The organism is Staphylococcus sp. GDX8P80P (assembly GCF_017893095.1).
GTDB classification, from domain to species: Bacteria; Bacillota; Bacilli; order Staphylococcales; family Staphylococcaceae; genus Staphylococcus; species Staphylococcus borealis.
Genome location: NZ_JAESMI010000001.1, coordinates 16,585 through 42,674, shown reverse-complemented (window position 1 = coordinate 42,674; position 26,090 = coordinate 16,585). Strand labels below are relative to the sequence as shown.

29 protein-coding genes are annotated in these 26,090 nt (G+C 33.4%); 19 read left to right on the top strand and 10 right to left on the bottom strand.

The features are described 5' to 3' along the window. Window positions 1–46 precede the first annotated feature (46 nt). A complete protein-coding gene (locus KA858_RS00220; protein WP_210134713.1) occupies window positions 47–1,150 on the bottom strand; it encodes a 5-methyltetrahydropteroyltriglutamate--homocysteine S-methyltransferase in 1,104 nt (367 codons plus the stop codon). Window positions 1,151–1,372: 222 nt separating this feature from the next. Here KA858_RS00220 and KA858_RS00215 point away from each other — a divergent pair, with 222 nt between their 5' ends. The 4 genes from KA858_RS00215 (at window position 1,373) to KA858_RS00200 (ending at window position 4,736) form a co-directional block, all read left to right on the top strand. Continuing rightward, window positions 1,373–1,990: a ribonuclease FAU-1 family protein gene (locus KA858_RS00215; RefSeq protein ID WP_210134712.1), complete on the top strand. Its 618-nt coding sequence runs from the start codon at window positions 1,373–1,375 to the stop codon at window positions 1,988–1,990. 136 nt (window positions 1,991–2,126) lie between these two features. Next, window positions 2,127–2,981 (top strand): LysR family transcriptional regulator, encoded by an 855-nt coding sequence (locus KA858_RS00210; protein ID WP_053030001.1) that lies wholly within the window; start codon window positions 2,127–2,129, stop codon window positions 2,979–2,981. A gap of 46 nt (window positions 2,982–3,027) precedes the next feature. After that, the gene (locus KA858_RS00205; RefSeq protein WP_210134711.1) at window positions 3,028–4,248 is read left to right on the top strand and encodes a sugar efflux transporter; all 1,221 of its coding nucleotides are present in this window, start codon (window positions 3,028–3,030) and stop codon (window positions 4,246–4,248) included. Next, window positions 4,248–4,736: a DUF456 domain-containing protein gene (locus KA858_RS00200; RefSeq protein WP_107629616.1), complete on the top strand. Its 489-nt coding sequence runs from the start codon at window positions 4,248–4,250 to the stop codon at window positions 4,734–4,736. The genes KA858_RS00205 and KA858_RS00200 overlap by 1 nt, the downstream gene beginning before the upstream one ends. Before the next feature lie 156 nt (window positions 4,737–4,892). Here the strand turns inward: KA858_RS00200 and KA858_RS00195 are convergent, their stop codons facing one another. Next, window positions 4,893–5,582, bottom strand: a complete 690-nt coding sequence (locus tag KA858_RS00195; protein ID WP_053029998.1) for a DUF1129 family protein — start codon at window positions 5,580–5,582, stop codon at window positions 4,893–4,895. A 125-nt stretch (window positions 5,583–5,707) separates the two neighbouring features. Between KA858_RS00195 and KA858_RS00190 the strand changes: the two genes are divergently transcribed. The 4 genes from KA858_RS00190 to KA858_RS00175 all read left to right on the top strand — a co-directional run bounded on the left by KA858_RS00190 (window position 5,708) and on the right by KA858_RS00175 (window position 7,843). Continuing rightward, window positions 5,708–6,157 (top strand): GNAT family N-acetyltransferase, encoded by a 450-nt coding sequence (locus KA858_RS00190; RefSeq protein WP_210134710.1) that lies wholly within the window; start codon window positions 5,708–5,710, stop codon window positions 6,155–6,157. A 64-nt stretch (window positions 6,158–6,221) separates the two neighbouring features. Next, window positions 6,222–6,707 carry an SA0632 family lipoprotein gene (locus KA858_RS00185; protein ID WP_107629619.1) on the top strand — a complete coding sequence of 162 codons (486 nt, stop codon included), beginning with the start codon at window positions 6,222–6,224 and terminating at the stop codon, window positions 6,705–6,707. A gap of 191 nt (window positions 6,708–6,898) precedes the next feature. Further along, on the top strand, window positions 6,899–7,195 hold the full coding sequence (locus KA858_RS00180) for a hypothetical protein (protein WP_053029995.1): 297 nt from the start codon (window positions 6,899–6,901) through the stop codon (window positions 7,193–7,195). Window positions 7,196–7,297: 102 nt separating this feature from the next. Next, entirely contained in the window at window positions 7,298–7,843 is a 546-nt protein-coding gene (locus KA858_RS00175) for a GNAT family N-acetyltransferase (protein ID WP_053029994.1), read from the top strand. A gap of 90 nt (window positions 7,844–7,933) precedes the next feature. On the opposite strand, the gene KA858_RS00170 is transcribed toward KA858_RS00175, so the two are convergent. The 4 genes from KA858_RS00170 to KA858_RS00155 form a co-directional block, all read right to left on the bottom strand. After that, window positions 7,934–8,500: an LOG family protein gene (locus tag KA858_RS00170; protein WP_053029993.1), complete on the bottom strand. Its 567-nt coding sequence runs from the start codon at window positions 8,498–8,500 to the stop codon at window positions 7,934–7,936. Continuing rightward, complete coding sequence (locus KA858_RS00165) at window positions 8,500–8,958, bottom strand: YaiI/YqxD family protein (RefSeq protein WP_210134709.1); 459 nt, start codon at window positions 8,956–8,958, stop codon at window positions 8,500–8,502. Before KA858_RS00165 ends, KA858_RS00170 begins: the two co-directional genes overlap by 1 nt. 6 nt (window positions 8,959–8,964) lie before the next feature. Further along, window positions 8,965–9,639, bottom strand: coding sequence for a hypothetical protein (locus KA858_RS00160; protein WP_053029991.1), 675 nt, complete (start codon window positions 9,637–9,639; stop codon window positions 8,965–8,967). A gap of 213 nt (window positions 9,640–9,852) precedes the next feature. Then, on the bottom strand, window positions 9,853–10,722 hold the full coding sequence (locus tag KA858_RS00155) for an undecaprenyl-diphosphate phosphatase (protein WP_053029990.1): 870 nt from the start codon (window positions 10,720–10,722) through the stop codon (window positions 9,853–9,855). 430 nt (window positions 10,723–11,152) lie between these two features. On the opposite strand from KA858_RS00155, the gene KA858_RS00150 reads away from it, so the two are divergent. Beyond that, window positions 11,153–12,784, top strand: a complete 1,632-nt coding sequence (locus KA858_RS00150) for an ABC transporter ATP-binding protein/permease (RefSeq protein WP_210134708.1) — start codon at window positions 11,153–11,155, stop codon at window positions 12,782–12,784. After that, window positions 12,781–14,442, top strand: coding sequence for an amino acid ABC transporter ATP-binding/permease protein (locus KA858_RS00145; protein ID WP_210134707.1), 1,662 nt, complete (start codon window positions 12,781–12,783; stop codon window positions 14,440–14,442). Before KA858_RS00150 ends, KA858_RS00145 begins: the two co-directional genes overlap by 4 nt. 130 nt (window positions 14,443–14,572) lie before the next feature. On the opposite strand, the gene mgrA is transcribed toward KA858_RS00145, so the two are convergent. Then, window positions 14,573–15,010 carry a global transcriptional regulator MgrA gene (gene mgrA / locus KA858_RS00140; RefSeq protein WP_053029987.1) on the bottom strand — a complete coding sequence of 146 codons (438 nt, stop codon included), beginning with the start codon at window positions 15,008–15,010 and terminating at the stop codon, window positions 14,573–14,575. Window positions 15,011–15,233: 223 nt separating this feature from the next. On the opposite strand from mgrA, the gene KA858_RS00135 reads away from it, so the two are divergent. The 4 genes from KA858_RS00135 to KA858_RS00120 all read left to right on the top strand — a co-directional run bounded on the left by KA858_RS00135 (window position 15,234) and on the right by KA858_RS00120 (window position 19,748). Then, entirely contained in the window at window positions 15,234–16,163 is a 930-nt protein-coding gene (locus tag KA858_RS00135) for a CobW family GTP-binding protein (RefSeq protein WP_075108271.1), read from the top strand. A 75-nt stretch (window positions 16,164–16,238) separates the two neighbouring features. Further along, window positions 16,239–16,535, top strand: coding sequence for a hypothetical protein (locus tag KA858_RS00130; protein ID WP_053029985.1), 297 nt, complete (start codon window positions 16,239–16,241; stop codon window positions 16,533–16,535). 175 nt (window positions 16,536–16,710) lie between these two features. Further along, a complete protein-coding gene (locus tag KA858_RS00125; protein ID WP_245341997.1) occupies window positions 16,711–18,276 on the top strand; it encodes an SLC13 family permease in 1,566 nt (521 codons plus the stop codon). A gap of 98 nt (window positions 18,277–18,374) precedes the next feature. Next, window positions 18,375–19,748 (top strand): cryptochrome/photolyase family protein, encoded by a 1,374-nt coding sequence (locus KA858_RS00120; RefSeq protein ID WP_193839652.1) that lies wholly within the window; start codon window positions 18,375–18,377, stop codon window positions 19,746–19,748. Window positions 19,749–20,021: 273 nt separating this feature from the next. On the opposite strand, the gene KA858_RS00115 is transcribed toward KA858_RS00120, so the two are convergent. The 3 genes from KA858_RS00115 to KA858_RS00105 form a co-directional block, all read right to left on the bottom strand. Further along, on the bottom strand, window positions 20,022–20,300 hold the full coding sequence (locus KA858_RS00115) for a hypothetical protein (protein WP_210134706.1): 279 nt from the start codon (window positions 20,298–20,300) through the stop codon (window positions 20,022–20,024). Then, window positions 20,297–20,914, bottom strand: a complete 618-nt coding sequence (locus KA858_RS00110; RefSeq protein ID WP_053029981.1) for a DUF1361 domain-containing protein — start codon at window positions 20,912–20,914, stop codon at window positions 20,297–20,299. The genes KA858_RS00115 and KA858_RS00110 overlap by 4 nt, the downstream gene beginning before the upstream one ends. Window positions 20,915–21,117: 203 nt before the next feature. Further along, window positions 21,118–21,537 (bottom strand): PPC domain-containing DNA-binding protein, encoded by a 420-nt coding sequence (locus KA858_RS00105; protein WP_070854464.1) that lies wholly within the window; start codon window positions 21,535–21,537, stop codon window positions 21,118–21,120. A gap of 233 nt (window positions 21,538–21,770) precedes the next feature. Here KA858_RS00105 and norA point away from each other — a divergent pair, with 233 nt between their 5' ends. The 5 genes from norA to pfkB all read left to right on the top strand — a co-directional run bounded on the left by norA (window position 21,771) and on the right by pfkB (window position 26,089). After that, a complete protein-coding gene (norA, locus tag KA858_RS00100; RefSeq protein ID WP_193839650.1) occupies window positions 21,771–22,943 on the top strand; it encodes a multidrug efflux MFS transporter NorA in 1,173 nt (390 codons plus the stop codon). Between the two features lie 254 nt (window positions 22,944–23,197). Next, on the top strand, window positions 23,198–23,683 hold the full coding sequence (locus KA858_RS00095; protein WP_193839649.1) for a hypothetical protein: 486 nt from the start codon (window positions 23,198–23,200) through the stop codon (window positions 23,681–23,683). Between the two features lie 94 nt (window positions 23,684–23,777). Continuing rightward, the gene (gene ybaK, locus KA858_RS00090; protein ID WP_053029977.1) at window positions 23,778–24,257 is read left to right on the top strand and encodes a Cys-tRNA(Pro) deacylase; all 480 of its coding nucleotides are present in this window, start codon (window positions 23,778–23,780) and stop codon (window positions 24,255–24,257) included. A 153-nt stretch (window positions 24,258–24,410) separates the two neighbouring features. After that, entirely contained in the window at window positions 24,411–25,166 is a 756-nt protein-coding gene (locus KA858_RS00085; protein ID WP_070854459.1) for a DeoR/GlpR family DNA-binding transcription regulator, read from the top strand. Window positions 25,167–25,168: 2 nt separating this feature from the next. After that, complete coding sequence (gene pfkB, locus KA858_RS00080) at window positions 25,169–26,089, top strand: 1-phosphofructokinase (RefSeq protein ID WP_210134705.1); 921 nt, start codon at window positions 25,169–25,171, stop codon at window positions 26,087–26,089. Window position 26,090: the final 1 nt, after the last annotated feature.

Here is a 26,090-nt window from a genome sequence, read left to right as displayed (position 1 = left end):
AGGAATTATGTCCCAGACTCACTCCCTTTTTAAGTTTAATAAGTCGTTATTTAGCGCTACCTAATAATTCATTTGCTAATTCTACAACGTAGGCTAATTTAGCCCATTGTTCTTCTTCTGTGAGTTGATTTCCCTCTTCAGTAGAGGCAAACCCGCATTGTGGACTCAAACAAATATGTTCCAAATCAACATATTGCTGTGCTTCTTCAATGCGTTGTTTAATCAAGTCTTTGTCTTCGAGTTTAGGTGTTTTCGATGTGATTAAACCAAGGACCGCATATGCATCTTTATTAAAATAACGTAAAGGCTCAAAGTCGCCAGAACGATCATCGTCATATTCTAAGAAAAAGCCATCCAAATGTTCTTTGAATAAATAAGGTGCAATAGCTTCGTAACCACCTGAAATCGCCCACGTTGATTGATAATTTCCTCGACAAATATGTGTAGTTAAAATCAAATCATCCGGAAGTCCTTGTACTGCTTGATTGATTACTTTATATGCTAATTCGCGAGCTTGGATTTTTTCTTCATCCGTACGTTGACGTCCACGTACTTTTTGACTTCCCTCAGTTAAACCGGCCCAATATACATCATCAATTTGTATGTATCTTGCACCTAAGTCGTAAAAATGTTGCAATGATTGACGATAAGCTTCAGCAATATCATGAGCAAAATCTTCAATGTTTGGATAAATGTCTTCGTTTAATATGTTAGGGTGAAATAATTGATTTGGACTTGGGATAGAAACTTTTGCAGTTGCTCGACCATCAACTTTATCATATAAGAATTTAAAATGGTCAAAGTGAGGATGGTTAGGATTATACTTCACTTTATCGACGATTTTCACATTATGTGCACGTGTTTCAATGCCTTCAAATTCTAAACCGTGATCAGGTGTATAACCTTCGACACCATCAATATGCTCTAAGAAATCAAAGTGCCACCAACTTCTTCGGAATTCGCCATCAGTGATGCTATGTAACCCAATTTCTAATTGTTTCTCAATAATGCGTTCGATTTCTTCATCTTCTACTTGTTTTAGGTCATTGGCTGAAATTGTATTATTTTGGTATTGTGCACGTGCTTCTTTTAAACGCTTTGGACGTAATAAACTTCCTACGTGATCTGCTTTAAATGGTCTATTGATCATTAACCATTCCCCCTTTATCACTTTATTTAGAATTTTCAGATAATATAATTTTAAATCTATCAAATACGAGTATTTTTGTCAATTTTCCCTAAAAAATGAATAGATGTAGTAAAATAAAATTGAAAAAATTTATGGGTTTATGTGTGTAATGCAAATAAAAACGACCAAAGATGACATTAATAGGTTAGTTTAATATAATAATGACAAGGAGTTGGTGGCTTTATGAAAATAAAATATATAGATAAACGTCACTGGCGTCGCCTATTAGAACGTGATTATATAGAAGTTAAGGTAAATAATAATAGATTTAAGGGTATTATTGGCTTGGTCACGATGAAGAAGGTTCGTGAACCTTTAGAGGTGACGGTAGTAGGCCAGAATATAATTGTTGCTAATGACAATTATCAATGGTTACAGATTTTGCCGGAGAAGAAACGTTATAGTATTACTGCAATGTTTGATGATAAAGGAAATCCATTGGAGTATTACTTCGATATTAATATTAAAAATATTACACAAAAGGGCAATGCTAGAACATTTGATTTATTCTTAGATGTGCTCGTATTGCCGTCTACTGGAGAATATGAACTCGTTGATGAGAATGACTTGGAATTAGCATTAAAAAATGAACAAATCACTAAAAAACAATATCATGAAGCCTATATGATTGCGCATCAATTGATGATTGAAATCAATGAGAATTTCGACGATTTAAATAACCGAATCATGTATTGTTATAACAAAATGGTTGGTAAATTGAAGAAACCAAATTACAATAAAACCTATAAAAAACATATTCAGCATCATAAGCCACATTTAAATAAAGGGGAACGATATTAACACAATCCTTTTATATTAGGAGCGAAACGAGACAATAAGTCAATGCAAGGCATGCGTTTTAACATTTTTCGTTTCGGTCTTAAATTTTGTGTTGCTCATAGCCAAGTTCATGAATAAACATTAGTAGGGGGAAGCTATGAAAATAGAAGACTATCGATTATTAATTACACTCGATGAAACTAAGACGTTACGTAAAGCAGCAGAGATATTATATATTTCTCAACCAGCTGTAACACAACGTCTTAAAGCTATTGAACACTCATTTGGTGTGGATATATTTATTCGTACAAAGAAACAACTAATCACTACCACTGAAGGTGCTATGATTATTGAACACGCGCGTGATATGTTGAAGCGCGAACGCTTATTTTTCGATAAAATGCAAGCACATATCGGAGAAGTGAATGGCACAATTTCGATTGGGTGTTCATCTTTAATTGGTCAAACGTTATTACCTGAAGTGTTGAGTTTATACAATTCACAATTTCCGAACGTTGAAATTCAAGTGCAAGTTGGCTCTACAGAACAAATCAAAGCCAATCATAGAGATTATCACGTAATGATTACGAGAGGTAATAAAGTCATGAATTTGACCAATACACATCTCTTTGACGACGATCATTATTTCATCTACCCGAAAGAAAAAAGAAATGACGTTTCTAAGTTGCCTTTCATAGAATTTCAAGCGGATCCTATCTATATTAATCAAATTAAAGAATGGTATAATGAAAATCTTGGTCAAGATTATCACGCAACGATAACAGTGGATCAAGTTGCAACATGTAAAGAAATGTTAGTAAGTGGCGTAGGCGTAACGATTCTCCCAGAAATCATGATGAGAAATATCGACAAAAATATGTTCGAATTTGAAAAGGTGAATATCGATAATCAACCGCTTATTCGCTCAACATTTATGAGTTATGACAGTAGCATGTTACAGTTGCCACAAGTTGAGTCATTTGTCACTTTGATGATTAATTTTATTCGCTAATCATTAGAATGATGTGTTATATCAAAGAAGAATAGGGGTAGGAAAAATGTTTGCAGCATTGTTGCATATAAAGAACTACAAATTATTCGTTGTGAATATGATGCTATTAGGTATGGGTATCGCCATTACCGTGCCTTACTTTGTGCTATTTGCGACGAAAGAACTAGGAATGACAACAAATCAATTCGGTATTTTGCTTGCCTTAGCAGCGGTGAGTCAATTTACTGTAAATTCTATTGTCGCTCGCTTTTCTGATACGCATAGTATAAATAGAAAGGTACTCATCATTAGTGCGTTGATGATGGGGGCGATTAGTTTCTCAATATATTTTTATATTCATCATATTTGGTTGTTTATTATTGTGTACGCTGTTTTTCAAGGGTTATTTGCCCCGGCAATGCCGCAGTTATATGCATCTGCACGTGAATCAATTAATGTTTCTTCCTCAAGAAATAACGCTAAATTTGCAAATACAGTTTTACGTTCAATGTTTTCTTTTGGTTTCTTGTTTGGACCATTAATTGGTGCATATTTAATTCAATTTATGGGATATGCTGGCCTTTTTGGTGGCACCGTCTTTATATTATTATTCACACTTGTTTTACAAATTTTCTTTTATAAGGATTTAAATTTATCCGCTAAAGAGCAAGTTGGTGGTACAGCTAATATTGAAAAGACTGCTCCCAATATGCTTAAGGATAAAACACTTTTTGTACCATTCATTGCATTTATTTTATTACATATAGGGCAATGGATGTACACAATGAATATGCCATTATTTGTAACGGATTACCTTAAAGAGCAAGAGGGTTATGTAGGAACGTTAGCCAGTTTGTGTGCAGGTTTGGAAGTTCCTTTTATGGTGATATTAGGAATATTATCAGCTAAGCTGGCTACACGTACATTGTTAATTATTGGTGCAATTAGTGGTGGTGCCTTCTACTTTAGTATTGGTGTGTTTGAAAATATCTATGCCATGATGGTTGGACAAATCTTCTTAGCGCTATTTCTAGCTATATTGCTTGGTTTAGGTATTAGCTATTTCCAAGATATTCTACCTGATTTCCCGGGTTATGCATCAACATTATTTGCAAATGCAATGGTCATTGGGCAATTACTCGGAAATTTATTAGGTGGGGCAATGAGTCATTGGGTTGGCTTGGAGAACGTTTTCTTCGTGTCAGCATCATCTATCTTTATTGGAATGATATTAATCTTCTTTACGAAAGATCAAAAATATACGGAAGCGGATGTGACAGTTAAATAATGGAAGTTGTTTTATGGATTTTAATACTATTATCATTTGTTTTAGCTTTTGTAGGTCTAATTAAGCCAATTATTCCATCAGTACTTGTACTATGGGTAGGTTTCTTAATTTATCAATTTGGATTTTCTCAAGAAGGGTTATCATGGATATTTTATGTTGCCATGATTTTATTTACTGTATTTATCTTAGTATCAGACTTTTTAATGAATAAATACTTTGTAAATCGATTTGGTGGTTCTAAATTAGGGGAATATGCTGCGTTAATAGGTGTAATCGTAGGGTGCTTTGTTTTTCCACCATTCGGTATTATTATCATACCGTTTATTGCAGTACTTATTGTAGAATTAATTCAAGACTTTGATTTTGGAAAAGCCCTTAAAGCAAGTGTTGGATCAGTAATCGCATTTTTAGCGAGTTCAGTTGCACAAGCATTCATTATGCTAATTATGATTATCTGGTTCTTTATAGATGTATTTTTAGTTGGATAATGATCAATAAAAAGAGGTTAAGTCATTCATATCAAATGAGCGATTCGTTGCCAATCAGTATAATGGAAACGTAATTGCATAACTTTGATAAAAATGCTTAACCTTTTTTGATAGCTCATGCGCTACTTAGTAAATGTTAAGTAATGATGCTAAAAATTATAAGCTCGTATTAGAATCTTTATTCACGAAATGATGTTGTATATAAAAAGCAATCGGTGTAATGATGGCAGAGATAATAATAAATGACCAATTACTAATCAGAACATATGGACCAAAAGCTAAAAATGATTGTGGAATAAAAAAGACATAAAATAAAGCGACTAATAATAGTGCTATAATACAGTAATTTAATAGCCATACCCAGTGCGAGTTGTTGAAACTTTGTAGTTGGACAGTCTTAAATATGACTAGTATAAACATAAAAATAATAAACAATCCTGCAACAACAGTGATAGGGAATGTATATAAGTAAACTTCATTATTATCGCCACCAATAAAAAAGCCAATAAATCCTTTAAAGAAACAAAAAATACCAATTAAAAAAATAAAATTCCGAAATATATACTTAAATATATTTTGAAATGTTTCATTAGGTAAAGATTTAATTTCTTTTTTAGCGTGTGCTTTAGGATTATGCTCGAAAAACTCTAATGCGAGTGTGCCTTCATTCTCAGCTTCTAATAATCTTTTTAATATGCGACTCAGCATTACCTCGCTATCATGCGGATTGACACTCAAGTCAGCACGAACGTATGTCATATAATTCTCAAAGATTTCTCTATCTGTATTATTTAGTCGCAATGATTTTACATTATTTTCACGTGCTAATTTCGCAGTGGATTTCATTGACTAAACTCCTTAACGTTTAAAATTAATTTATTTTTCAAAATAATAGACTATTATATGTTAAATATGGATAATCATACCATAGATAAATATAGAATATAATGTTTATAACAAAGGAAGTTATTATGCGGAAACTAACTGTTGAAGATATTGACTGGATTGAAACAATAGCTAAGATACAAGAACATCATATTGAAAGGCGAGAACTACATTACAATGCAACCCATCTATCGATTGCCTTGCGTCAAGATATGATTGTTCGACGATTAAAGCATAGTGATGATATGATTCTAGTTGAATTGCGTGAAAACACAAACCACGTCATCGCATTTGTTTGGGGACATTTTGATGCGGTGCATGAAAAAGTAATAACAGAGATGCTTTATACAGATCCATATTTTCGAGGGATGGGATACGCTAAGCGTTTAAAAGCTGCACTCGAACGTTGGGCGATTGAAAAGCAAGCTAAATCTATTGAAGGCACAATCGATGCCAAGAATGACGCAATGATTGAACTTAATAAAGCGAAAACTTATGAGATAAGTCATGTAAAAATGCGTAAAGACCTTAGGTAAAAAATGAATAGGTTCTAAATTCATGTTAAAATAAGATTACTCATTCGTTATAAAGGAGAAAAGCATGAAGAAATGGTTAATACTCTTTCTGTCAGCAACACTAATGTTGTCTGCATGTGGTAAGAGTGATGAAAGAACATCGTTAGAAAAAGATGTGAAGCAACTACAAAAAGAAAATGATGATTTGAAAAAGCAAAAGAAAGATTTAGAACAACAAAAAGAGAAACTTAACGATCAACGTGAAAAACTTCAAAAAGAAGTGGATGAATCAGTAGCGTCAGAATCGGCTAAGGACGACTCAGATAGTGATGACAAAGATAATAGTGATTCAACGGAATCATCAGGCAGTCATACAGATAAGCAGACTAAGAATGAAAGTACATCACAAAGTAGTGCATCAAGTAATGAATCAAGTACTTCTGAAACGCGTAATAGCAATGACGCACAATCAACTAAGAATGCCAAACACAGTCAATCAAATAGCCAAGCGCATCCTTCTAGCGAGCAAAGTAACACTCAAAATACATCATCAAGTAACAGCCATTCATAATGGGCATTTTTAAATAATAGAAGCCATCTGGCTCGCGTTATGGCAAGTTTGATATGTATGCATGAAGGGTAAAATAAATTTAAATCAATTTTGAATTCACATTTTATCTTTTTAGATGTATTTAGTGGACTAAAATGGACGACATCATAAAATGATTAAATATAAACTTTATAATATTGGAGAGATGACATATGCATGAACAAGATTTTCATATTTTAGAAGGTCGCGACATAACATTACCTGAATTAGGACGTGAAATTGAAAATATTACTGGACGTACTATCGTTGATTCTACTGGAGAAATCAAACGTGTTATCGCACATTTACCTAACTTTGAATCTGATACAGATACATTTGTAGCTACATTTAAACTTAATCATCGTAATGATTTTGTCGATGCAACTTTTGTTGCGCCTAAAGATCAACGCGATCGTTTAAAAGAAATTCCAGTACACATTGAACTCGTTAGTTACATATCTCGAGGATAATGAGTTAATCAATCAAATTTAAGGATGGATAAAGTGTGCTATGGTTAATGCGCCATATCGCACTTTTTTAATCATGTATTTCTTTAAAGTGGGGTGTTGAAAATGGCTACATATATAGAAACTGAAAGACTAAAATTACGAGATTGGAAGCAAGAAGATTTATTGCCATTTCAGAAAATGAATGCCAATCCTCAAGTGCGACGCTATTTCCCAAGTCTGTTAAGTTATCGACGTTCTGAATTAGATATGAAAAAAATGGACGATATTATTAAAGAAAATGGTATTGGCTTATTTGCCGTTGAACTTAAAGAAACTGGGGAGTGGCTTGGTTTTATTGGGGTGAATTATATCCCTCAAGACAGTTCATATCCGTTCGAGGAGTTGCCATTATATGAAATTGGATGGCGTCTGATTCCAGAAGTATGGGGGAATGGGCTTGCTACAGAAGGTGCAACAGCCGTATTAGCATTTGCTAAAGAAAAGGGGATTGAATCGATTTACAGTTTTACTGCAGAAAATAATCTACCATCTAGAAAAGTGATGGAAAAGATTGGTATGACATTATATGACCATTTTGAATTACCAGAATTAAGTAAATATCACATGTTGAAACGACAAGTACGCTATTATAAACAGTTATCAATTTAAACGTGAAAGCGACATGATATTGGAAAAGTATAATTCGTGATAAGTCATCACTAAATGAAATATAAAAGTCCAAAACATGTCGCTTTATCATTAATCGTATGTACGTGTGCCTAACGGTTTAAAGTTAAGTAACCCGTTTATTAAATCTTCTTTTGTATTGTATAAAGGAGCTAAGTTTTTATATTTTTCATCAATAAAACCTTCTTTGATCATACTATCAATAAGCTGTTGAAGCGGTTCAAAAAATCCATTTAGATTGTAGACGCCGATGGGTTTTTCATGAATGCCAATTTGTGCCCAGCTATATGTCTCGAAAAATTCTTCGAGAGACCCAGCGCCACCTGGTGCCATCACAAATGCATCTGCAAGTTCGGCCATTTTCTGTTTGCGCTCATGCATTGAGTCTACAAGAATCAGTTCGCTAACATTTTGACTCGTGATTTCTTTTTCATCTAACATCTTTGGCATTACACCAATAGCGTGACCACCATGATCTAACACACCATCTTGAATCGCACCCATGATACCTATAGAACCGGCACCGAAGACTAATTCGTACCCCTGTTCAGCCATATATTTTCCAAGTTCGTAAGCTTCTTTAACATAAATAGGGTCTTTCCCTTTACTAGCACCACAATATACTGCAATTCGCTTCATTATACATCCTCCTTAAGTCGCTTGATAACAGCATGAAATGCACGCTCAAATTGTTTTCTATCTTCCTTTGAAAAGGGTGGAGGTCCTTTGTGACGACCACCTTGCTTTCTTATTTGTGCATTATTATAACGTTGTTGCAATAACAAATCTATATTACTGGAATGATAAATATGACCTTTATGATGCATGACAATCTTAACTTTAGAAAGTAACAAACTGGCCAATCCATAATCTTGAGTAATTACAATGTCTTCTGACGAAGCTAATTTCACAATTTTATAATCAACAGCATCTGGACCATCATCGACATAGAGTGTTTCAACATGATTTGGAAGTACTTTATTTGAGAAGTGACTAAAGCTACGCAAAATGATAACAAAAATGCCTGTCCCAGCAGTTAATTCAATTACAGAATCAACGACTGGACAAGCATCTCCATCAATGATTATCCGTGTCATAAAACATTACGCCTTATTATTCTCTTCGTTTTTATTTTGTGAAACAATACTATCAGCTTCATGACCGTCCAATTTTTTCATTTCTTTGATGCGCGCTTTTTCTTCTTGTTTTTGTAATTTTTCTTCTTCTTTATGACGTTTATCAATATTTTTTTGAAGTTTTTTATCTAGTTTATTAACGTCTTTTTTGTTCTCTTTTTCGAGTTTTTCGCCTTTTTTCTCAGTCTCATCATCAAGTTTACCAGGCGTTAAACCAACTTTTTCTTGATATTTTTGAGTCTTTTTCATATCTTTCACACGTTGTTTTTCATTCTTTTCACGTGCTTTTTCTTCTTCTTTATGGCGTTGCTCTATATTTTTTTGAAGCTTTTTGTTCATTTTATCAGCTTCTTTATAATTTTTCTTAGCTAATTTTTCGCCTTTTTTCTGAATGTATTCAGGATCGTTTTCTTTAGCAATTTTTTTCAATTCTCTCTTGTTGTCGAATTCTTGTTTCTTGTCTCCTAAATAGTCTTTTGCATCTGATGCTTTATTCGCAATAGCGTGACCAGCATTAGACGTTGCGTTTGTTGCTTTTTGCACCTCAGGATGAGATTTAATACGTTTACGTTCTACAATTAGTGGCACAATAATGATTGGTAAAACATTAATTGCCGTTTTAATGAGTTTCTTTTTGTCCATACACGTTGCCTCCATTAGATTTACTATTTATCTTCATTACCCTATGATACATGATACTAAACGAAGGAACTAGCTAGAACACTCATAATATCTTGAATAAACAATAGACGTGAACATTAAATTGTCTTTCAGTGCAAAAAATGAGAGCAGGACAGAAATTAAAATAAATTCGTTGTCCCGCTCTCGTTCAATGGTATTAACCATAATTTAATTTTAAATGCCTTTACCAATGCCAAAACCGAAGTACAGAATAGCAATAATGATTACTAATACAATACGATAAATTGCAAATGGTACTAACTTAACTTTATTAATTAAGTGTAAGAACGTTTTAATTGCAATTAAGCCGACAACAAAGGCAGCCAAGAACCCAATTAAGTAAAATGGGATATGTGAAAGTTCAATATATTGATAGTTTTTAAATAGTGATAACGCACTAGCAGCTAGCATAATAGGTACAGCCATAATGAATGTAAAGTCAGAAGCAGACTTATGATCTAACTTCATTAAGACACCTGTTGAAATAGTAGATCCAGATCTACTGAAACCAGGCCACATTGCGACTGCCTGAGAGATACCAATTACAAACGCTTGAACATAATTAATCTGGTCAACAGATTGAGGATTTGTCACTTTCTTGCTATATTTGTCTGCAATGATCATATAAATTGCACCTAGGAATAAACCAATCATTACAGTAGGAACGCTAAACAAATGTTCTTCAATAAAATCATCAAATAAGACGCCTAAAATACCAGCCGGAATCATACCTACTAAGACGTGTAGTAAGTTTAAGCGACGTGGCTTAGAACGAAATTCTTCATTAATTGACGTTTTTCTGTATTTGCCAATATGTAACATTTCGAAATAACGCTCACGGAAGACCCATGCTGCAGCAAAAACAGAACCTAATTGAATTACAACCTTGAAGGTGAAAGCTGATTCAGAACCTAAAAATTCAGTCGATTTTAGCCACATGTCGTCTACTAAAATCATGTGACCCGTAGATGAAACTGGCGCAAATTCAGTTAATCCTTCGACGATACCTAGGATAAGGCCCTTGATAAACTCGATAATAATCATAAGTAACCTCTTTCTTTTATTAGAAATTTAAAATATTGTTGTCTTTAAATATATTGTTGTCAAAATTCACTTTACTATAATATCATAATGCATTAAATCTATGCTAATAATATTAAGACAACTACTTAAGCCTTATGTATAAATGTTAGTGATGCTTTGAGTAGACTTTTATTTAAAAAGTGGAAAAGTGTTTAACGACCCACAATATATTTTTATACCTTTTCCAATGTACTAGTATAACAGAGCATTTCACAACAGTCTTAAGTATGAAATGGTTACTTTAAGATGCGCATATATCTTAAATAATTCGAATATAAAGCAAAAATACATAATCTAATAACATGTTCATTATATTGTCACTGTTTTTCAAAAGGTATTAAATGCTAAACCAATAAGAACCTTTTATAATAGGAAATTAGGTGAAGATAAAGTGAAAAAATTAATGAATTTAGTCTTTAAATATAAAATATTTCCATTGTTAATGGGAATTGTAAGCACATGCCTAGCAATAACTGTCGTTATTCAAAATATAAGTATTGCGACTTTTTTAGATCAAGTCTTATATGATCATACATCGTCTATTTTTTCATTGTTAATTATCATTTTAATCGTCTTAATTCTAAGAGCAACATTGAATATGATTAACTTGCGATTAGGTGATACGTTAGCTAGCAAGGTGAAACATCAATTACGCAAAGAAGTTGTTTTAAAAGACGCCGTCGTTGCCACGGGAACGCAAATTAATATTTTAACCGAGACTATAGACGGCCTGTCTCCATTTTTTAAAAACTATTTACCACAAGTCTTTAAGTCAATGATGATTCCTTTAATAATTATCATAGCAATGTGTTTCATCCATTTAAATACCGCATTAATTATGATTGTTACAGCACCATTCATTCCACTTTTTTACATTATTTTTGGTCTTAAAACGCGTGATGAATCTAAAGATCAAATGACGTATTTAAATCAGTTTAGTCAGCGTTTTCTCAATGTGTCTAAGGGGCTTATTACACTTAAGCTTTTTAGACAGACCGAACACACGAAAGCACATGTATATGAAGATAGTACGCGATTTCGTGATTTAACGATGCGCATATTAAAAAGCGCGTTTTTATCGAGTTTAATGCTCGAGTTCATTAGTATGTTAGGTATTGGATTGGTTGCTTTGGAAGCTGCGCTAAGTCTTGTGGTTTTTCATAGCATTGATTTTAAGACGGCGGCAATTGCCATCATATTAGCACCTGAGTTTTATAATGCGATTAAAGATTTAGGACAAGCCTTCCATACAGGTAAGCAAAGTGAGGGGGCCAGTGATGTCGTTTTTGACTTTTTAGATTCTGATAGTGCAACGCTTGTAAATCAAGAGAAGGTCAAAGTACAGCAGAAACCTCAAATTTGTATGACTCATGTAACGTATCACTATCCGAATCAATCATCTTATGCGATTCAAGATATGTCTTTAACAATCAATAGTGGGGAGACTATCGCTATTGTAGGACCAAGTGGTGCAGGTAAATCAACTTTGGCAAAACTACTTACTCAAACGATTCGACCAACATCTGGCCAAGTAACGTTTAACTACAATGTTCATCAAATTGGAATGTTGAGTCAAACGCCATATATTTTTTCAGCATCTATTAAAGATAATATCGCCATGTTTAAAGATGTTGATGATGATCAAATCCTTCATGTATTAGAAATGGTTGGCTTAAAAGAGAAAGTATTGTCACTAAAAAAGGGGATTTATAGTCAAATTGGTGAAGGTGGCGAAATGTTATCAGGTGGTCAAATGCGTCGTATCGAGTTATCTAGGGTGTTACTAATGCATCCTGATGTAGTTGTGTTTGACGAACCGACGACTGGCTTAGATTTAGAAACGGAGACGATCATTCAACGTGTCATCGCTCAACATTTTAATGGTGTAACGATGATTATGATTGCACATCGTGATTCAACGATTCGCCAAGCAACACGACGATTATTTATTGAAGCGGGTCACTTAGTTGAAGATGACCAGACGATTTCTGTAAGACTAGATAAAGGTGGTGACCTCATATGAAACCACATATTCGATTTCGGCCGGATAAGGATTTAATATTAGCCATCTTGACGGGGGTTATAGGGAGCATCGTTGCCTTAGCAATGTTCTTCTTAAGCGGCTATATGGTAACCCAAAGTGCATCAGGAGCACCTTTATACGCATTAATGGTGTTGGTTGTATCAGTTAAGATGTTTGGGTTTATACGTGCTATTGCCCGATATGGAGAACGTTTGCTCTCGCATAGAACAACATTTACAATGTTGCGAGATGTTCGAGTTCAATTTTTAGAGCAATTAATTCCAAGAGTACCTAATTTGTATCGTAAGTATTCATCTGCTGATTTACTAACAAAAATGATAAGCAAAGTAGAAGCTTTGCAAAACATTTACTTACGAGTCTACTATCCACCGGTTGTCATTGGTTTCACAGCAATTATTGCAGCTGTCACATTAATTTATTTTAGTGCGGTTCATGCGATTGTTATCGTAATAAGTATGTTATGTTCACTATGGTTGGTACCGTGGTTAAGTGCTAAGCGGGTAGGCCATTTAAAGGAACAAGTTGCACAGCAACAACAAACTACGATTACGCAATTTTATGATTACAAGGAAGGGTATGCTGAGTTAGCTCGTTTTAACAACGTAGAAGACTATCGTAATCATTTGATGCACGCATTAGAAACATATGACAACATGCAATCGAAAGAATCACGATTTTTAACATTATATGATTATATGCTCAATTTAATCGCTATGCTCGCTATATTTGCGACTTTAGCCTTGGGCATTTTACAAGTTAAAGAAGGACAATTAAATGTGGTGTACTTAACGAGTATTGTATTGATGATGTTAACTTTATTTGAACAAACAGTGCCGATGAGCAACTTTGCATACTATAAAGCGGATACAGATGAAGCATTACATAGTTTGAATGATGTGTTGTCGTATCCAGTGGACGAATCGAAGCAAACATTAGAAGTGATGCAGCACCGTGTTTATGATATTAGAGAAATGTCATTTAGTTACGAACATCAAGAAATGCCTACATTATCCAATATAAACTTAACTGTAGATAACGGCGAGAAAATAGCAATTGTTGGACCATCAGGTTCTGGGAAAAGCACGTTACTACAAATCATGAGTGGCTTGTATGGTATTGATAGTGGACAAGTAGCTCTTTATGGACAAAACGTTTCACATCTAAATGAAGACAGTCGCTTTGAACAACTTAATGTACTACTACAATCTCAACAATTATTTGATGGTACACTGCGTTCTAACATGTTCACGAATCATAATGATAGTGTTATTCAAAATGTTTTAACAAGATTGAATTTAGGCCATCTTAATTTGGAAAGACCCATTACTTTAGATGGAAATACATTATCGGGTGGAGAGATGCAACGTATTGCGCTAGCACGTCTATTTCTAAAAGATGCCAATGTATGGTTGTTAGATGAACCAACGACGGCATTGGATGAAGTTAACACTAAGCAAGTGATGCAAATGGTTGAGGAACAAGCTGAAACAGTGATTGTTGCAACACACGATTTGAAATTATTGCCACACTTTGACAAGATTGTCGTTCTCATTGATGGTCAAGTGAAAGAACAAGGACGTTATGATGAATTAAGTCAAGGTGATCACTATTTGAGTCGTTTATTAAAAATGAACTAGCGCACATATGCTATAAACGAAAAACCTGAGATATCTACGATAGATAACTCAGGCTTTTCGTTATTGATAAATATATTATAATTTGATTCGAAACGAATAACTTTAATTGGCTTAGTATTAGCATGTCATTTTATTTTGACTCGGTAAAAGCGTCGATGACTTTACCTAATAGACGATTAAGTTCGTGTACTTCATCTTTACTTAAAGAAGAAGCAGTTGCAACTTTCTTAGATGCATCGCTTAATTCAGGTTTGATTTTTTCACTCTTCTCAGTAAGATGAATGAATACTTCACGTTGATCAACTTCAGAACGTTCACGTTTGATGAGATCAACATGTTCCATTCTTTTTAATAAAGGTGATACGGTACCAGTATCTAAAGCTAGTTCTGTAACTACCTTTTTAACATTTACAGGAGATTCATCCCATAAAATACTTAGCACTAAAAATTGTGGGTAAGTAAGATTGTACTTTTTAAAGACTTTATTTGAATAGTAGCGATTAACTTGTCTTTGAGCATTGTACAAACTAAAGCAGAGTTGCTCTTTCAAATTATGTTGTTCAGACATTAAAGTTCTCCTCCAGACATTCTATCCGTCTCTCTATGTTTCGGATTAAATTTCGTCTATGTTGTATAAAATATAACTTGCAACACACTTCGTCTCAATGCCATGCTAAAATTAAAGTATGTTTAAATTCTAGAAGATATTTCTATTTTAATCAAGTGTAATCTAAAATAAATACATATATTATCATATTCGAATTAATTTTAAAAAGAAAAGAGATTTTAAAATGATAAATAATAAAAATGAAAAAATATCAATTACAATTGTAAATGGCTTTTTAGGAAGTGGTAAAACTACATTTCTAAAACATTATATAGAGCAATTATTAAAAAAAGATGAGAAAATAACAATTATTATGAATGAATTTGGCAGTTTCGACGTTGATAGTTTATTACTTGGAGATGACGTATCCATTCGTTCATTAATTAATGGCTGTGTGTGTTGTGATTTAAATAGTGACTTAGTAAATCAGATGAAGCAGTTAATTGAACTTCAAGAAACCAGTCATATCATAATCGAAGCCACAGGTTTAGCACATCCGCTTGAGATTTATACGGCTTGCCAAGATCCGATGCTTGTAAATAACGTTCATAAACCTACAATCATTGGTATTGTAGATGCACAAAGATTTATAAAGAAAGATGTATATAGTCCGTCAACTGCTCAATTATTAGAAGAACAATTAAGTTATAGTGACACAATAATATTGAATAAAGTTGATTTAGTAGATGAAGAAGCCATCCATAACATTAAAGAAAATCTAAAACAAATCAATCCGAATGCGCCTGTTATTGTTACCACTTACAGTCAATTTCAATATGATCAAATTCATGTTAATGCGATTCAGCACCATGAAAAACAACATAAGCATGCCCATCATCATGGTATACAATCAATGCAATATACATTTACAACTGCTATAGATCGCCAATTGTTTTATCAATTTATTATGCGTCTACCAGATAGTGTGCTTCGACTAAAAGGCTTTGTGACGTTTAGAGATTTGCCAGAGGTCACTTATGAATTTCAATATGCTATGGGATTACCTGATTATGGCATTATCGACAAAGAGGTGCCGTTGACAATTGTCATCATCGGGGAGGCATTAGATACGAATCGATTACGTAATCAACTTGATATGATTCAATTTACTTAAATAGGTTATTGTCACAGTTATGACATAGGCGTTTGCTTTTTAATCATTTATAATTAAAAATAGGAGGGTTTGACCATGAATAACGAAGATAAACGTGCGAAGCAAATTCGCTTTGAATTTAGATGGATTACGATTCCATATACAATTTTTGCTATTATCGTACTGCTGTTTAATATATTTTATACCAATATTAAAGTGACAATGGTTTTATTTGGACTCTTTTTCGCTTATAATTTAGGGATTTTATTTATCGCATTCATTAATCGTTTTAAACGGACGCTGATTTTATCCTTAATCTTAACCATTCTAAGCGCAGCTACATTCTTTACATTATTATATGTTTTTGGACTAAATCGTGAAATTTTTGGTTAGATAAATACATGTTAAATGATATGAACTTTGTGATAAGCAATTAAATGTTTATCGCAAAGTTTTTTTGTTTCTAATTGTCTGAAAAGTGACTATTTTGTGTATTTTATCACATAATCGTCTTTGATAAAGCGCTTTCTTGATATACTGACATTGACGAATTGAGGGAGGGGTAATGATGAAGAAAGCACAATCAATACAGGACAATGATAATCTTTTAAAGCATGACAAAGAAAAGAAACGTAAAAGTGGTTATAAGCCAATTTGGATTATAATCAGTTTTGCTGTTTTATTCAGCATCTTAGTATTACCAACACCAGAAGGTTTACCGATTATGGCTAAAGGCGCACTAGCAATCTTAGCGTTTGCGGTCATTATGTGGGTGACAGAAGCTGTAACATATCCAGTATCAGCAACGATGATTCTAGGTTTAATTATTTTGATTTGTGGATTTAGTCCAGTTCAACAGTTGTCAGAGAAGTTAGGCAATCCAAAAGAAGGAGATAAAATCTTGTCTGGCGCAGATTGGCTAGGTACTGGGAATGCATTGACGCATGCCTTTAGTGGCTTCTCAACATCTGCGGTTGCATTAGTTGCGGCAGCATTATTTTTAGCTGCAGCTATGCAAGAAACACAATTACACAAACGTTTAGCTTTACTCGTGTTATCTATTGTTGGCAATAAAACACGAAACATTGTGATTGGTGCTATTTTGGTTTCAATATTACTCGCTTTCTTTGTTCCTTCAGCTACTGCTAGAGCAGGTGCCGTTGTACCAATCTTATTAGGGATGATTGCTGCATTCAAAGTTTCAAAAGAAAGTAAACTGGCCTCCCTTTTAATTATTACTGCAGTTCAAGCTGTTTCCATTTGGAATATAGGCATAAAAACTGCAGCTGCACAAAATATCGTAGCGACAAATTTTATTAACCAGAACTTAGGACATGACGTATCATGGGGCGAATGGTTCTTATATGCGGCGCCATGGTCTATACTTATGTCCATTGCATTATTCTTTGTCATGATGAAAGTAATGCCACCTGAACATAAAGAAATCGAAGGGGGTAAAGCATTAATAAAAGCAGAATTAGATCAATTAGGACCTGTTTCTTATAGAGAGTGGCGACTTATTATTATTTCTGTATTATTACTCTTTTTCTGGTCTACTGAGAAGGTCTTACATCCCATAGACTCTGCGTCCATTACTTTAATTGCTTTAGGTATTATGTTGACGCCTAAGATTGGTGTGATTACATGGAAAGGTGTAGAGAAAACAATACCTTGGGGAACCATTATTGTCTTCGGTGTAGGAATTTCATTAGGTAATGTTTTATTAAAAACAGGTGCTGCACAATGGCTGAGTGATAAAACATTTGGGCTTATGGGATTACAACATATGCCATTAATCGCTACGATTGCACTAATAACGTTATTCAATATCTTAATTCATCTTGGGTTTGCGAGTGCAACCAGTCTATCATCTGCACTTATTCCGGTCTTTATATCATTAACAGCAACATTACATTTAGGTGATCAATCGATTGGGTTTGTGTTAATTCAACAATTTGTAATTAGCTTTGGGTTCTTATTACCTGTGAGTGCACCACAAAATATGCTTGCCTATGGAACAGGGACATTTACAGTCAAAGACTTCTTGAAGACTGGGGTACCGCTAACGATTATTGCGTATATCTTGGTACTAATTTTTAGTTTGACTTATTGGAAATGGTTAGGACTTGTTTAAGTGTGACACGCTCTTTGAAATTATCATTCTATGAAGCGGATTTTAAATTGTTAGAAAAAGGGTAAAGTTAATGAACCTTTAATAACAGGAGTGAAATAATGACTATTGGTGTAATACTTAATCGCGTTTTTAGAATTCATAATAATCCATTATTTGAATATATAAATCAAAATAAAGAAGATATTGAGAAATGTTATCTTATTATTCCACAGGAAATATTTGATGAAGATGGTACAGAAATGAAAGCAAATTACTATTATGGTGTCTTGCAATCATTTCTTGAAGCACTTCATCAGTATGATATCGAACCGTTTTTATTAGACTATCGTGAATTAGGAGATTTTTGTTCTGATAAGGGCATCGACGAAGTTGTCATTGCTGGAGATATTATGAGCTATCATCATGAAAGTTATGACATTCGTCATTTGAAAAAGGCTTTCAACAAATACAATATTACGGTTACTACCGTTCGTGCAAATCACTATTTCAAACCAAGCACAACGATGAATAAACAAGGTGAACCTTACAAAGTCTTTACGAGTTTTTACAAGGCACATCGCTCTAAACTAAGACAACATGAATCATATCATTACGAATTAGGTGATTTGTCACACTTATGTGTCAAATCGCAGCAAACACTAAAACAAGATTATTCAAATAAGGGTCTTTCAGAATCACAGGCTATAAAAAATTGGAATAACTACATTGAGCAAGACATACAAAATTATGAAACCAATCGTGAATATTTACCTGAAGTCTTAACAAGCCAACTCAGCATTGTGTTAGCTTATGGCTTAATAGATATTAAGCAAATTGTTACACAATTGTTAGAGGCTTATGAAGAGGATGAACATAATATTGAACAATTTATCAGAGAGCTTATGTTTAGAGAATTTTATTATGTATTAATGACCCTTTATCCACATACTGCGCATGAGGCGTTCAATGAGAAGTATCGCGATATTCAATGGTCATATAATAAAAATAATTTTAAACGTTGGTGTGAAGGACAAACAGGGTTTCCAATTGTTGATGCAGCTATGTCTGAGTTAAATCAAACTGGATTTATGCATAATAGAATGAGAATGGTCGTTTCTCAGTTCCTAACGAAAGATTTATTTATAGATTGGACGTGGGGGGAAGATTATTTCAGAAGACGATTAATTGATTTCGACTCTGCGTCCAATGTACATGGATGGCAGTGGTCTGCATCAACTGGAACAGATGCTGCGCCATATTTCAGAATGTTTAATCCAAGTCGCCAAAGTGAACGATTTGATAAGGACGCATTATATATTAAGACATATATACCACAGTTAAATGATGTTACTGCTAAATATTTACACGAACCTTTCAAACATGAAGAAGCATTGGAACAAGAAGAAATTAAATTGGGACAAGACTATCCCAAGCCTTTAGTGGATCATAAAGAAGCGAGAGCACATGTGATGTCAGTATTTAAGCAATTTTAAAATAATTGAAGTGGACCTGGGATAAAACAAATTATTTCAGCCCACTTTATTATTTTGGCAGTGGCTGACTAATTTGAAATGATGCTTAAATCAAGCTTCTTTCAAATCTAGTCATCTTTGCCGAAGGGCCCCTAATATAGAATTTTCCTTCGAAATATTCTATATTAGGGGCCCTTTACAACATGATTTATATTTCATTTCTAGATTGTCGTAGCATTTGAAAAATAAGCCTATTTTTATATTTCCTTAGTCTTAATGTTCTCGGTTTTGAGTTTATTTTAAAGCGAATAAGCAAATATAAACCGCCACATATTCTAAGAAAGTGATGATATACATGTATTTTAATCTTAATTTGATATCAATTGGCACTTCCCAATTAGGATAGTGACGTTCATAATAAAAGATTTGAATAAGATACAAACCAATCCCTAATGGTAATAGCATGAGGAGAATGCTATGTGTCATGCTGAAACCATTTTTATGAAAGAAATGACCGATAATGAGTTGTAACAATATAATAATGAGAAAAAGAATAAACATATGCCCAATCATTTAGCAACCCTCACTCCTTTCACAAAGATAATGATAACGGTTTGTAATAGAACCATTAGTAAAATAAAGGTAATGGTCTGTGTATTTAAAGACGTGATCACTTGATGAATGATTGTGAATGGTTCAGTAATTAAATGAACAGTATGGAATCGTAAAAAGCGTCCCATATAGATTCCTAAACCATTTAAAAACATAAGAACAATAATTAAAGTCCGATTAAGCCATACTTTTGTAGTAAAATGCATAATATTTATAAAAATAAGAATCATACAATACATTGCTAAAAAAACACCTAGTAATATGTAGGTGAAATATAGCCATTCCATAATATTTAATCGAACATAAAAATCAAATGTGAATTGATTTAAATGAATTAAATCTGTCAGCATATAAAATGTATTAGGTACTAGTAATATAAAAATCAAACCAAATACGATAAAGAGTGGCCACTCATAATTTTTTCTTGGTTTGAATAAGCGTAATAGTAAGCATAATTCAAATGGAATATATGCTAAAAATAGATTTAAGCTCATAAAGTTAAAAACACGTGTTTCAAATAATGAGAATGTGAAAAGGATTATAAAATAGAGTCTGGCAATATAACGCGAAGTCATGTTATACACTACTTTCTTTAAAACTAAATGTTCATTTTTGTTAGTCAATGATTAATAATAAAGGTTACTTAAATGGTAATCAAATAATAAAGCATTTATCTTATCTAAATAGGTAGCATGAATCATTGTAAAAAATGAAGGAAGATATAAATAACCCATAGATGCGTAACTAAATAGGCTATCTATGGGTTATTATCGTTGTATTAAGGTCTTAATAAGTTTAATCCGGTTTCTTCATCATGTGTGCGATTAATATCTAAGTTTGTCATCTGGATTACGATTTCTGCAGTAGCTGACACCACAGCTTGAGTTAGATGACCACTTAACGTTTGGAAATCACGTGTGCCAAAGGTACCGTGTAAATGGGCAAATGGTTTATCATCTATGTGAGAAATATTGCCAAGTAAACTTGTTAATTCTAAAGGTTCTTTAATTTCACGTGCTTCGTATTTTTGACTATCTAAATTATAAAAATTGAGTGTTACATTATCACAGGCACCGATACCACTGACTGATCCAAATTTCATTTCTTGTTCCACAGCAAATTGTGTAACAGCTTCTACAATATCTTCGCCTTTATCTAGTACTAAAAGAAACGTTTGACCATCTTTTTTATATTTCATCATTGTCACCTCAATTTGATTAGTTACATCTATTATACTAGCCAGTAAGTTTAATTGCTTAGAATTTAAATTTTACTATTGTAATATAGAAGTTAAATAGTATACAATGTCCTAATATTATGTAATTTTCAACTATGTCATTGTACATTGCTCGTTTAGATTGAATCAACAGCAAGATTAAATTTAAATGAGACGATTGAATTTACCAATTATTTATGAAATGAGGTGTCATCATGAAAAAACAATTATTTACATTGTACTTCAATATTTTCTTAATCTTTGTAGGTATCGGGCTGGTTATACCTGTACTTCCTGTATACTTAAAGGATTTAGGCCTAAAAGGTAGTGACTTAGGTATATTGGTAGCAGTGTTTGCCTTGTCTCAAATGATTATTTCACCATTTGGCGGTACGATGGCCGACAAACTTGGTAAAAAATTAATTATCTGCATTGGTTTAGTTTTATTTGCTATATCTGAATTTCTATTTGCGATTGGTCATCATTTTCCTGTGCTCATTGCTTCTCGTATATTAGGTGGTTTTAGTGCTGGAATGGTTATGCCTGGTGTAACAGGTATGATTGCAGATATCTCACCAGCAAAAGACAAAGCAAAGAATTTCGGTTATATGTCAGCCATTATTAATTCAGGCTTTATTTTAGGTCCAGGAATTGGAGGATTTTTAGCAGAATTCTCACATCGTGCGCCATTTTACTTTGCGGGTGCATTGGGTGTAGTAGCCTTTATCATGTCTTTATTATTAATTCATAATCCGCGCAAAGAAACAACAGATGGTTTCACAACAATTGAGCCGGAAGTATTTACTAAAATTAACTGGAAAGTATTTATTACACCAATTATTTTGACGTTGGTATTAGCTTTTGGACTATCAGCATTTGAAACTTTATTCTCTTTATATACAGCTGAAAAAGCTAACTATACGCCAAGAGATATATCCATCGCAATTGTTGGAGGCGGTGTGGCCGGAGCACTATTCCAAGTCTTCTTCTTTGATAAATTTATGAAATATATGACTGAATTAACCTTTATTATTTGGTCATTACTATATTCAGCGATTGTGCTTGGCTTGTTGATAGTGTCACATAGCTACTGGACAATCATGTTTATTAGTTTCATTGTTTTCATTGGTTTCGATTTAATCCGTCCTGCACTTACCAATTATTACTCAAATATTGCAGGCAATCGTCAAGGTTTTGCTGGTGGTTTAAACTCCACATTTACAAGTATGGGGAACTTTGTTGGGCCGTTAGTGGCAGGTGCCTTGTTTGATGTTAACGTAGAGTTCCCATTGTATATGGCTATTGTAGTCATGTTGTTTGGTATAGTGATTATTTTTGTTGAAAAAGCACTGCAAGCAACAAGACGTCGAAAACGTGCTGCGAAATAATTAATAGTCGTAAAAAATGATAATATGAATATTAAATCTAATAAGCAATGACATTATTCGTTTTTAAATGATTAAATGATGATGTCATTGCTTATTTTTACATTTAGGTTGTTAAATTGTAACAATATAGCGTCGTTTATTAATAGAAGTATTACAAAGATTACAGTTATTTTAAATTGCAGTCTACATAATTATTTTTACTCAATTTATATGTTAAGATAAATAAAAATTTAGAGAGAAATGTGGGTAAGGAGATGAATTTAAAAAATATACTTTTAGGTATGGTAGCTGTTATTCTATCAATTTGTTTAGCGTTTTTATTATTCATAGCTACGAATCAAAATGCCTTAGCAAAAGTACATCAAACGATTTCTACATTTTCAAAGATGAATAATGTTTCTGCAGCAGAGAAAATGTTAAATATAACGACAAGCCACACTGCTAAAGCATCAGAAAAAGACGTCAATGAACGTAAAATAGAAGCGCATTATAATAAATTAGATTCAACTACGCGAGATAACGACAAGCGCAACAAACATGAATATTCTTCAGAAGAATGTAGAATCATTGCTCAAAATTATACAAATCACCAATACGGCAAAGTTGTTAATTTAGAGCGTAGCGGTGAAACCAACCAAGATATTACGTATCAATTGAATACACATCATTCATCGCCAAATAGTAATATTGCAGTAAATAAAACGGGTAAAATAGAAACATCATCAAATAACGCACAATGATAGCGCCTTTTCTAATAGTAGAGAAGAGCGCTATTTTTATTTTTTATAGCAAGGTAGTAATATAATAGGTAAAGACGAATAGAGGTGAATGTGAATGAAACACAAGAAAACAAATGCAATGCGTATGTTAGACAGAGCCAAAATAGATTATGAAGTTAAAACATTTGAAGTTGAAGAAGGTCATATGGATGGTGAACGCGTTGCAGAACTCGTCGGTGAAAATGTCCAAGATGTTTTTAAAACGCTTGTATTAGAAAACGCTGCGCACGAGCATTTTGTGTTTGTAGTTCCAGTAAGTGGCTCATTAGATATGAAAGTAGCGGCACATGTTGTTAATGAAAAGAAATTACAACTTATGCCATTAGATCATTTAAAACAAGTGACTGGTTATATACGTGGTGGGTGTTCTCCGATAGGTATGAAACATTTATTCCCAACGACGATTGATCAATCTGCATCGTTACGAGACAAAATTATAGTGAGTGGTGGGCAACGAGGTGTTCAAATTGTATTGCAACTAGAAGATTTAGTGTCAATGACAAATGCTCAATTAGAAGACATCGTTCAAAAATAGCAATATAGTGGCAGATATTACCAATGGGATGACAAATTGTGTAATATCTGTTAATTTTTAAATTGAAGTGAATGTTTTTGATTGTTTTTGACGATTTTTGATTGAAAATTGTAAGCGTACACATTATAATGTGAGGTGAAGCGGGGTGGTTATATGATTTCTGAAAAAAGACATGACTTAATACTTCAGGAATTAAGAAAAAAAGATTTTCTTACACTCCAAGAATTAATAGAGCGAACAGGTTGCAGCGCTTCAACTGTTAGAAGAGATTTATCGAAATTGCAACAACAAGGTCGACTTCAAAGAGTTCATGGAGGAGCAACATTAAATAGTAATAGAAACAATGAGCCGATTCTGTCGGATAAAATGTCTCGAAATCTAAAAGAAAAAAGAGTCATTGGTCAAATTGCAGCCAAACACATTCAAGACAATGACTGCATTTTTATGGATGCTGGTTCATCAACAATTGAAATGATTCCATTTATAAAAGCGCGAAATATCGTAGTGGTTACAAATGGATTAACCCATGTTGAAAAGTTGCTTAAACAAGGCATTAAAACATTAATGATAGGTGGACAAGTTAAAGAAACAACACTTGCAACTGTAGGTGCCAGTGCACTTGATACATTAAGTCGTTATTGCTTTGATAAAGCATTTCTTGGAATGAATGGTTTAGATTTAAAACATGGTCTAACAACCCCAGATGAAAAAGAGGCATTAATTAAAGAAAAGGCTATGGAACAAGCAAATCAATCATATGTTTTACTTGATCATTCAAAAATAGGTGCTGTTTATTTTGCGCACGTTCCAATTAGTGATAACCATGTTGAAATGATCATAGCTAAACAAACAGTAGCACATTTAAATTTTAGTAAATATAAAGAGAAATATGCATTCATTGGAGGTTAATCATGATTTATACAGTTACGTTCAATCCATCGATAGATTACATTATGTTTACTGATGGCTTTGAATTAAAAGGATTAAACAGAGCGACATCTACTTATAAATTTGCAGGTGGGAAAGGCATTAATGTTTCACGTGTATTAAAAACTTTAGGTGTTTCATCTACTGCATTAGGATTTGCTGGTGGTTTTCCTGGAGCGTTTATTGCACAAACACTCGAAAAAAGCCATATTAAAACGGACTTTATTAAAGTAGATGAAGATACGCGTATTAATGTCAAATTGAAGTCTGGAGATGAAACAGAAATTAATGCACCTGGGCCATCAATCACAGATGATCAATTTCAAGCATTATTAAATCAAATTAAACAGACAACGAACGAAGATACCGTGATTGTTGCTGGCAGTGTGCCAAAGAGTATTCCGAGTGATGCTTATGCGCAGATTGCTGAAATCACGCAGCAAACGGGAGCAAAATTAGTGGTCGATGCTGAAAAAGATTTAGTGAATACAGTATTAAAATACAAACCATTATTTATTAAGCCTAATAAAGATGAATTAGAAAAAATGTTTGATATGACTGTAGAAAGTGACCAAGATGTTGTTAAATATGGTCGTGAAATCTTAAAAGAAGGCGCACAATCAGTCATTATATCTTTAGGCGGAGATGGTGCGATTTATATTGATAACGAACGTAGTATTAAAGCTCAGAACCCTAAAGGTACGGTGATTAATACAGTGGGTTCAGGCGATAGTACTGTTGCAGGAATGGTCGCTGGTCTTGAATCAGGATTGACACTTGAGGAATCATTTAGACAAGCAGTCGCTTCAGGAACAGCTACAGCATTTACAGAGGACTTGGCAACAAAAGAAGGTATTGAAAAAATAAAATCACAAGTTACAGTGACGTTACTTGATGGGGAGTGAA

Bases quoted from the DNA above. Each gene is read 5' to 3' on its own strand.
- KA858_RS00220 (WP_210134713.1), bottom strand. From the start codon at position 1,150: ATGATCAATAGACCATTTAAAGCAGATCACGTAGGAAGTTTATTACGT.
- KA858_RS00215 (WP_210134712.1), top strand. From the start codon at position 1,373: ATGAAAATAAAATATATAGATAAACGTCACTGGCGTCGCCTATTAGAA.
- KA858_RS00210 (WP_053030001.1), top strand. From the start codon at position 2,127: ATGAAAATAGAAGACTATCGATTATTAATTACACTCGATGAAACTAAG.
- KA858_RS00205 (WP_210134711.1), top strand. From the start codon at position 3,028: ATGTTTGCAGCATTGTTGCATATAAAGAACTACAAATTATTCGTTGTG.
- KA858_RS00200 (WP_107629616.1), top strand. From the start codon at position 4,248: ATGGAAGTTGTTTTATGGATTTTAATACTATTATCATTTGTTTTAGCT.
- KA858_RS00195 (WP_053029998.1), bottom strand. From the start codon at position 5,582: ATGAAATCCACTGCGAAATTAGCACGTGAAAATAATGTAAAATCATTG.
- KA858_RS00190 (WP_210134710.1), top strand. From the start codon at position 5,708: ATGCGGAAACTAACTGTTGAAGATATTGACTGGATTGAAACAATAGCT.
- KA858_RS00185 (WP_107629619.1), top strand. From the start codon at position 6,222: ATGAAGAAATGGTTAATACTCTTTCTGTCAGCAACACTAATGTTGTCT.
- KA858_RS00180 (WP_053029995.1), top strand. From the start codon at position 6,899: ATGCATGAACAAGATTTTCATATTTTAGAAGGTCGCGACATAACATTA.
- KA858_RS00175 (WP_053029994.1), top strand. From the start codon at position 7,298: ATGGCTACATATATAGAAACTGAAAGACTAAAATTACGAGATTGGAAG.
- KA858_RS00170 (WP_053029993.1), bottom strand. From the start codon at position 8,500: ATGAAGCGAATTGCAGTATATTGTGGTGCTAGTAAAGGGAAAGACCCT.
- KA858_RS00165 (WP_210134709.1), bottom strand. From the start codon at position 8,958: ATGACACGGATAATCATTGATGGAGATGCTTGTCCAGTCGTTGATTCT.
- KA858_RS00160 (WP_053029991.1), bottom strand. From the start codon at position 9,639: ATGGACAAAAAGAAACTCATTAAAACGGCAATTAATGTTTTACCAATC.
- KA858_RS00155 (WP_053029990.1), bottom strand. From the start codon at position 10,722: ATGATTATTATCGAGTTTATCAAGGGCCTTATCCTAGGTATCGTCGAA.
- KA858_RS00145 (WP_210134707.1), top strand. From the start codon at position 12,781: ATGAAACCACATATTCGATTTCGGCCGGATAAGGATTTAATATTAGCC.
- mgrA (WP_053029987.1), bottom strand. From the start codon at position 15,010: ATGTCTGAACAACATAATTTGAAAGAGCAACTCTGCTTTAGTTTGTAC.
- KA858_RS00135 (WP_075108271.1), top strand. From the start codon at position 15,234: ATGATAAATAATAAAAATGAAAAAATATCAATTACAATTGTAAATGGC.
- KA858_RS00130 (WP_053029985.1), top strand. From the start codon at position 16,239: ATGAATAACGAAGATAAACGTGCGAAGCAAATTCGCTTTGAATTTAGA.
- KA858_RS00125 (WP_245341997.1), top strand. From the start codon at position 16,711: ATGAAGAAAGCACAATCAATACAGGACAATGATAATCTTTTAAAGCAT.
- KA858_RS00120 (WP_193839652.1), top strand. From the start codon at position 18,375: ATGACTATTGGTGTAATACTTAATCGCGTTTTTAGAATTCATAATAAT.
- KA858_RS00115 (WP_210134706.1), bottom strand. From the start codon at position 20,300: ATGATTGGGCATATGTTTATTCTTTTTCTCATTATTATATTGTTACAA.
- KA858_RS00110 (WP_053029981.1), bottom strand. From the start codon at position 20,914: ATGACTTCGCGTTATATTGCCAGACTCTATTTTATAATCCTTTTCACA.
- KA858_RS00105 (WP_070854464.1), bottom strand. From the start codon at position 21,537: ATGAAATATAAAAAAGATGGTCAAACGTTTCTTTTAGTACTAGATAAA.
- norA (WP_193839650.1), top strand. From the start codon at position 21,771: ATGAAAAAACAATTATTTACATTGTACTTCAATATTTTCTTAATCTTT.
- KA858_RS00095 (WP_193839649.1), top strand. From the start codon at position 23,198: ATGAATTTAAAAAATATACTTTTAGGTATGGTAGCTGTTATTCTATCA.
- ybaK (WP_053029977.1), top strand. From the start codon at position 23,778: ATGAAACACAAGAAAACAAATGCAATGCGTATGTTAGACAGAGCCAAA.
- KA858_RS00085 (WP_070854459.1), top strand. From the start codon at position 24,411: ATGATTTCTGAAAAAAGACATGACTTAATACTTCAGGAATTAAGAAAA.
- pfkB (WP_210134705.1), top strand. From the start codon at position 25,169: ATGATTTATACAGTTACGTTCAATCCATCGATAGATTACATTATGTTT.